The following is a 7,139-nucleotide window of genomic DNA, read 5'->3' as shown; positions in this document are numbered from 1 at the left end:
CTCACTCATACCGTTGTCGCTGAAGCAGTTCGAGATGCTGATTTGAGCTTCCCATTACCCGATTGTGGCGTGACGATCGGTTCGAGTCGGAGTTGTCAGTCACAATGGGAACACTTCACCGCCAATCCCACGCACGAACCAGATTTAACTAATTGGCTAGATACATTACCCCACACTCTGGCGATCGAGACCGCTCGATATATCGGCTCTCGATCGGCCATATTAGCCCCAATGGCGGCTTGTGCGACGGGAATATGGTCGATCGCGCAAGCTGTTAGTTTGATGCGTTCTGGAGCCTGCGAGCGGGCGATCGCGGGAGCTGTTGAAGCCCCGATTACACCGCTGACGATCGCGGGTTTTACCCAAATGGGCGCGCTGGCATCGACGGGTTGTTATCCATTCGATCTGCGGCGGGAAGGGTTAGTTTTAGGGGAAGCGGGGGCGGTATTTATTTTAGAGACAGCAGAATTGGCACGATCTCGCGGTGCCAAGATTTATGGGGAAATATTGGGATTTGGCTTGACGAATGATGCCTACCACATGTGCGCAATGGACGAGTCAGGAACGGCAGGTGTAAATGCAATCTGGCAATGTTTAGAGCGATCGAATCTGACTCCCACCGCTATCGATTATATTCACGCCCATGGCACGAGTACGCCCCTTAACGATCGCCGCGAAAGCCAATTAATTCAACAAATTTTCCCCAATGGCGTGGCGATTAGTTCCACCAAAGGAGCGACGGGACATACATTAGGAGCGTCAGGTGCAGTTGGCGTAGCATTTTGCTTGCAAGCGATCGCGACTCAAACTTTACCGCCATGTGTGGGTTTAAAGAATCCTGAATTCGATCTCGATCTAGTCACAGTTCCCCGCCAGACAGATGTAAATAATTTACTGTGTCTGAGTTTCGGTTTTGGCGGACAAAATGCCGCGATCGCGATCGGGAAATTCGATCGATTAAGTACGCGATAAATTGAAACAGTAGTAAACGATCTTCAAATTTTATAAAAAACGTCGCTAAGATTGTAACTGAACACAATGTAGTAATCTTATGACTACCTACAATCCGATCGATCTGCTCTTTGGTGGGATGGAAAAGCTGAGTCCAGGAGGAAACGAGCATACCCGGCATGTTCTACGTCTGCTACCAACACAACAATTTCGGGTTATCGTTGATGCAGGTTGTGGGACGGGGCGGCAAACAATGGTGCTGGCGCAGGAACTCAGTACGCTAGTCAATGCTGTCGATGCCCACGAGCCATTCTTGACCGATCTCAGCGGATATGCCAAGTCAGCAGGAATCGATCGATTCATTCAGACACATTGCCTGGATATGCAGCAGATTCCGAGCGTTTTTCCACAGATCGATTTATTGTGGTCGGAAGGTGCTGCTTACAATATTGGCTTTGCAAATGCGTTGACTACTTGGGCCGCCGCGATCGCCAAAAATGGCTTTGCCGTTGTCAGCGAACTTTCATGGTTGAAAGAACAAATTCCTGTTGCAGTTAGCGATTTCTTTGGCTCTGGCTATCCAGATATGAAGTCGATCCCCCAAAACCTCGCGATCGCGGAAGCCGCAGGTTACACATTGATAACCACATACATATTGCCTAAAGCAGCTTGGATCGAAGGCTACTATGACGTGCTGGAGCCACGCGCCACAGCTCTAGTCAGTCATCCCGACTCGTCTGTGCGGAATTTAGCGATCGAGACTCTCAAAGAAATCGATACATTTAACCATTCTGAAGATAGCTATGGCTACGTCTTTTATGTACTTCAGCGCACATAATAATTTCGATCGAATAAGAGCCAACCAGATTCTGGAAACAGAACGGACGATCTTTTTATCCGAACGGGATGCTCAGACAGTCTTCGATTTACTCGAAAATCCGCCCACACCCAACCAACAACTTTTAGTTGCTGTAGACAGGCATCGAGCATTTATCCGCGAACATAATCGAACCGCTGAATAAATCTCAAGACAAAGAGCAGTTAGGAATTCCAGCAACTTATCATTACGAAAGCAGGAATTTAGATTGAGTAGTAAAGTGGGAAAGATTTAGCCTCCTTGGGTTTGATATACACCTTTTGCTGTGGTTCTAAATTTAACTCATCGAAGCGATCGCGAGTCAGATGTGCCGAAATAACTTGCCCGTCAGCCAAAGCTAATTCTGCTTGAATTTCCCAGCCCAAATGGATGATCCGCGTCACTGTTGCCACTGTCAGCGAACTATCTGGCTCGGTCTCGATCGAGATGTCTTGTGGTCGCAAATAGACTTGGGGATGATTGGCTTCAAAGCCATTATTTTGGAAAATATCCGCGCTGCTGGGTAACACGTTGACGGGGCCGATAAAGCTCATCACAAACGCACTCGCTGGTCGGTCGTAAATCTCCGCTGCGGTGCCCACTTGCTCGATTTGACCTTTATTCATCACCACGATTTTATCGGCCACTTCCATCGCCTCCTCTTGGTCGTGGGTGACGAAGACTGTCGTTACATGTACCTCGTCGTGAAGGCGGCGCAACCAGGCGCGTAAATCTTTTCTAACTTTGGCATCCAACGCCCCGAACGGCTCGTCTAGTAATAATACCTTGGGTTCGACGGCTAGCGATCGAGCCAAAGCCACGCGCTGTCTCTGTCCGCCAGACAATTGGGAGGGATAGCGATCGCCCAATCCCGACAACTGCACCAGTTCTAGCAATTCATCGGCTCTAGCTTTAATTCTTGCCGGACTTGCTTTGCGAATCTTCAATCCAAACCCGATATTTTCCCGAATCGTCAGGTGTTTGAATAATGCATAATGTTGAAAGACAAAGCCGATATTTCGCTCTTGAACGCTCTGATGGGTGGCATCCGTGCCAGTCAGCCAAATTCTACCGTCATCGGGTGTTTCTAGTCCGGCAATCAGCCGCAATAAAGTCGATTTACCCGACCCTGAAGGCCCCAGCAGAGCCACTAGCGCGCCCGATTCAATTTCGAGATCGACACTATCGACTGCTTGAAAGCTGCCAAATCGTTTCGATACATTTTTTACTGATATACCCATTTATTTTAAATACCCTATCGATAAAATTTTTAATTATGGTGGGGAGTTGGGAGTTGGGAGTGGCAATAACTACTCCAGATCGAGCGGAAAACCGTGATATCTTAAATATAGTATCCGATCGAATGCTTGTGGAACTATCTTCTCGACTAGAATATGCTTTAGTTGCGCTGCTCGAAATTGCCGACAGGCAGGCACACGGCAAGCCGCTCAAGGTAAATGAGATTGCGGCTAGTCAAGCTTTGCCAGAACGATATCTAGATCAGATCTTCACATTACTCAAACGTCAGGGCATTCTCTCCAGTCAGCGGGGGATGAAAGGTGGCTATTTACTCGCCAGAGAAATGTGGCAAATTACCTTGTTGGATGTCGTGATTGCGATCGAAGGTGGTGGCGATCGTAAAAAAGTCGATCCGGCTACTCCTAATACACTCGAAAAAACCGTCATCGTAGAAACATTTTCAGGAATCAAAGACTCAGTAAACGATATTCTTAAAAGCTACACGCTTCAAGACTTAGCAAAAACATTAGAAGCACAGCGGCAAAACAGCCCAATGTATTATATTTAGATTCGTAGGTTGGGTAGAGCAAAGCGAAACCCAACAATTTTTACAAGTAATTCGAGAATATGTATCCATTATTGATAGCGTCTGCTACCCAGCATATTTTTCGCCATATTTCTAATTCTCTTTTTTGTCCCGTGCTGATATATGTACTCAAGCTGATGACGTTTGATATCTTCTTTATATAATAAACATTCTTGGATATTAGCAGTATAATTTTGAATGCAGTCTTCGATAATTTCGTCCGAAATTGGCATTTTACTTATTGTTTCCATCATGCTTTTGTTTCGGTGATAAGTTTGAAAGATTTCACCTGCAAATTCTGGACTGTTGACTAACTTCGTGTATTGCCAATCGCTAAGTCCTTTCCACCGGAAGAGATCGACTAGAGCTGCTTTTGCCATAGCTAGATCGTCATCTATTTTAGCTAGCTCAATATAGTTGTCTATGTTGCGATCGTCCAAATACTGATTATCTTGCAATATTTTTCGGAAAGCACCATACCTATAATGCTCTGTGGATTTATCGTCTGATAAGACGAAACGCTCGTAGAGATTTAGTAGAAACGTTCGATCGATGAGATCGTATTCCAGCCATTTAGCATGGAAGTTCATATCCATTAATGCTCGATCGATTAATTCTGCTTTGAGCATAGAACTATTAACATAACAATATTCGATTGACAAATTATGATTTATCTTTAATCCGCGTTTTGCTTTCTAAAATCTCTTTAATAATTAACGTCACGGCGGCGAGCAAGGCAAGTAATACTGCTGCCGAAAAAGCGGCTTCGGTTTCGTATTGTTTGTACGTTTCTTCAACAAACAATGGCAGACTTTGAGTCGTATTTGCCACGTTTCCAGATACTACCGATACAGCTCCAAATTCGCCCATTGCGCGGGCATTTGTCAGCAATACGCCATACATTAAACCCCAACGAATATTGGGTAAAGTCACGCGCCAAAATATCTGCCAGTCACTGGCACCGAGAGTCCTAGCGGCTTCTTCCTGATCGACGCCTGCTTCTTCGAGGACGGGAATGACTTCTCTAACGACAAACGGCATACTGACAAAAGCAGTTGCCAAAGCCATCCCTGGAAAAGCAAATACGATATCGATGCCACGATCTTGCAACCAGCCGCCAAACCAACCTTGACGTCCGTAGAGCAGCATAATCATCAAGCCTGCAACGACGGGAGAAATCGATAATGGGAGGTCGATAATACTCAATAATAACGTGCGTCCGGGAAACTGATGTCGCGCGATCGACCAAGCCGCACACAAGCCAAATACAGTATTAATCGGGACGGTAATTAGAGCTAGCGATAAGGTAATTCTGACTGCATTGAGAAAATCTGGACGGGTAAGGTTGGCGATAAATGGTTCTATCCCTTTATGAAATGCTTGGTAAAAAACGTTAATTGCCGGAATATAAATAATCAGGATAATATAAGCGAGCGATAGTCCGATTAAGATGGGTGGTATCCAATTAAATGGTTTTTTCGCTGGCCCTTGCCGAACTAAAGCATTGGCTGGGTTACTGTTCTTCATAACGTTGACCCCAAGCTTGGAGGATATTGATGCCCAGAAGCAATACTAACGAAATCAACAATAAAACTACCCCAATTGTGGTCGCGCCTGCGTAGTCGTATTGCTCCAATCTTTGAAAGATTAATACTGGGGCAATCAAGTCTTTAAAAGGTGTATTTGAGGCGATAATTACCGTCGAACCATATTCACCTACCGCCCGCGAAAATCCTAAAGCCATCCCCGTCAAAATCGAGGGTAACAGTGGTGGCAAAATTACTTGCCGAAAAGTTTGCCAATCCGATGCACCCAGACACCAGGCGGCTTCTTCGATATCTTTTTCCATTTCTATCAATACGGGTTGCACGGTGCGGACGATAAATGGTAACGAGATAAATAACATCGCCATGCCTACCCCCAACCGCGTGAAGGCGATTTTGATACCAAATGGCGCGAAGAGACTGCCAATCCAACCATTATCGCTATAAACTGTGGCTAAAGTCAGACCTGCAACTGAAGTCGGTAGCGCGAAGGGTAGATCGATCGAGGCATCGATAATCCGTTTACCAGGAAAATCATACCGTACTAAGACCCACGCGATCGCGGTACCAAACAGACCGTTAAATAGCGTAGCGATTAAAGAAGTGGTAAAGGTAATATCATAGGTCGATATGGCGATCGGGCTACTCGCTATTTCCCAAAATTTGCCCCAACCGTCGCTCGCCGCTTTGGTAAACATCGCCACTAGGGGCAGAAATAGCATCGCACTCAGGTAAAACCAAGTAATCCGCCACGTCCATGATAAATTGCGAATGCGATCGAACCACACTTTCCAAGCTGGCTTGGGTTTGACGAGTGAGGCGGGGATAACGTTGCTCATATTGTAGAAGTTAAAAGTCTAAATTTCGTAGTGCCAGAGTATAGAGTAGAGGGTAGAAAGTAGGTAAGAGTTTAATGAGCTTTGGATTGTGGCCTTGCAAAGTATACCAACTGGCTCACCAAAATCGATCTGACGTCTCTTTTGTTAAACATTCTATTTTAAAAGGCTCGATCGTCGATAGACTGCTACCCGCGATATCTCTGGTAACCCAGATCTAGGCAACGGCAAAATCGGAGGGTTGCCAGTTTTGTTGAAGTCGCTGGATATGTTCGTGGAGTCGATCGCGGTAAGCTGTAGGTAAATTACAAGTCGCTGCACCCCGCATTACCACTCCGGCATACCAATCATTCGGGGGGTATTCGGTTGCCAATTTATCTACTACCACATACGTCTTCACCTGATGGTAATGCCGCTCTTGACACTGCACCGTTACCAACTCATGGCGATAGCCACCTTGGGGTACACATTCGCGCACATCCAACGCCGGAATTAGTCTAGCAGGCAGTCGATACAAGACGCCATGAACAGTTGAGTCTCGATCGGGTACGATGTCTAAAACCCCACAGTTACGATGTGGGGCATAGTAATAAAAGCCGACTCGATAACCTGTCAGTGTTGCCGTCCCTACAATATAAGGCTCGACTGCTTCTTGCAATGTCCGCTGTAAATCTAGAGGACACATGCAAGAACCATAGGCAAAGTAATAGCAAAATTCTGGTTCCCTATCGATCGTAATGGCGGTCGAATCTGACATAAATTACTCGATATTTTCTAACACTAATGGCACCGAACCATGATGAGCAAAAACTTCTACCCCTAGCTCCTGGAGGTCTTTGAGTGCATTTTCGATATCTTGGGGATCGCCTTCTAAATTGAGATAAAACCAGCCCCCGCCAGTAGCTTTGCGATCTAATATTGCTGCCCGAAAATTTACGATGAGATGATAGTTACCGATCAGTTTAGATAATACTGGCTCCTGATATAGTTGCTGAGGAATATTAATATCAATCGATTGTAAAACTTTTGCTGGCGATTCATTTAAGGATAGATCTGGCATTCGGACATACCTCTTTTATCTTAATTAATAGAAAATTTGGGCAGTGCTAGAGGAGAGAGGAGAGCGG

At 45.7% G+C, this 7,139-nt stretch carries 10 protein-coding genes; 4 read left to right on the top strand and 6 right to left on the bottom strand.

Annotation, left to right across the window (positions count from 1 at the left end; all coding sequences use genetic code 11):
• From C7B77_RS19825 to C7B77_RS19815, 3 genes are all read left to right on the top strand, one after another.
• Positions 1-972 (top strand): beta-ketoacyl-ACP synthase (locus C7B77_RS19825; RefSeq protein WP_106308788.1); only part of this gene is annotated, 972 nt, incomplete at its 5' end.
• Between the two features lie 79 nt (positions 973-1,051).
• A complete protein-coding gene (locus C7B77_RS19820; protein WP_106308785.1) occupies positions 1,052-1,789 on the top strand; it encodes a class I SAM-dependent methyltransferase in 738 nt (245 codons plus the stop codon).
• Complete coding sequence (locus C7B77_RS19815) at positions 1,770-1,973, top strand: type II toxin-antitoxin system TacA family antitoxin (RefSeq protein ID WP_219892211.1); 204 nt, start codon at positions 1,770-1,772, stop codon at positions 1,971-1,973. The genes C7B77_RS19820 and C7B77_RS19815 overlap by 20 nt, the downstream gene beginning before the upstream one ends.
• A gap of 58 nt (positions 1,974-2,031) precedes the next feature.
• Here the strand turns inward: C7B77_RS19815 and C7B77_RS19810 are convergent, their stop codons facing one another.
• The gene (locus C7B77_RS19810) at positions 2,032-3,048 is read right to left on the bottom strand and encodes a sulfate/molybdate ABC transporter ATP-binding protein (RefSeq protein WP_106308779.1); all 1,017 of its coding nucleotides are present in this window, start codon (positions 3,046-3,048) and stop codon (positions 2,032-2,034) included.
• A 122-nt stretch (positions 3,049-3,170) separates the two neighbouring features.
• Here C7B77_RS19810 and C7B77_RS19805 point away from each other — a divergent pair, with 122 nt between their 5' ends.
• Positions 3,171-3,614: an RrF2 family transcriptional regulator gene (locus C7B77_RS19805; protein WP_106308791.1), complete on the top strand. Its 444-nt coding sequence runs from the start codon at positions 3,171-3,173 to the stop codon at positions 3,612-3,614.
• A 68-nt stretch (positions 3,615-3,682) separates the two neighbouring features.
• On the opposite strand, the gene C7B77_RS19800 is transcribed toward C7B77_RS19805, so the two are convergent.
• The 5 genes from C7B77_RS19800 to C7B77_RS19780 form a co-directional block, all read right to left on the bottom strand.
• A complete protein-coding gene (locus tag C7B77_RS19800; RefSeq protein ID WP_146138413.1) occupies positions 3,683-4,294 on the bottom strand; it encodes a hypothetical protein in 612 nt (203 codons plus the stop codon).
• 1 nt (position 4,295) lies between these two features.
• Positions 4,296-5,159: a sulfate ABC transporter permease subunit CysW gene (cysW, locus tag C7B77_RS19795; protein ID WP_106308773.1), complete on the bottom strand. Its 864-nt coding sequence runs from the start codon at positions 5,157-5,159 to the stop codon at positions 4,296-4,298.
• Positions 5,146-6,015 (bottom strand): sulfate ABC transporter permease subunit CysT, encoded by an 870-nt coding sequence (cysT, locus tag C7B77_RS19790; RefSeq protein ID WP_106308771.1) that lies wholly within the window; start codon positions 6,013-6,015, stop codon positions 5,146-5,148. Before cysT ends, cysW begins: the two co-directional genes overlap by 14 nt.
• Positions 6,016-6,229: 214 nt before the next feature.
• Entirely contained in the window at positions 6,230-6,769 is a 540-nt protein-coding gene (locus tag C7B77_RS19785; protein WP_106308768.1) for a gamma-glutamylcyclotransferase family protein, read from the bottom strand.
• Positions 6,770-6,772: 3 nt separating this feature from the next.
• A complete protein-coding gene (locus C7B77_RS19780) occupies positions 6,773-7,072 on the bottom strand; it encodes an NIL domain-containing protein (RefSeq protein ID WP_106308765.1) in 300 nt (99 codons plus the stop codon).
• Between the last annotated feature and the right edge of the window lie 67 nt (positions 7,073-7,139).

It is taken from the genome of Chamaesiphon polymorphus CCALA 037 (assembly GCF_003003845.1).
In the GTDB taxonomy this organism is placed as follows: domain Bacteria; phylum Cyanobacteriota; class Cyanobacteriia; order Cyanobacteriales; family Chamaesiphonaceae; genus Chamaesiphon; species Chamaesiphon polymorphus.
Note: the sequence above shows the minus strand (reverse complement) of the source record. Positions and strands in the feature narration are given on the sequence as shown.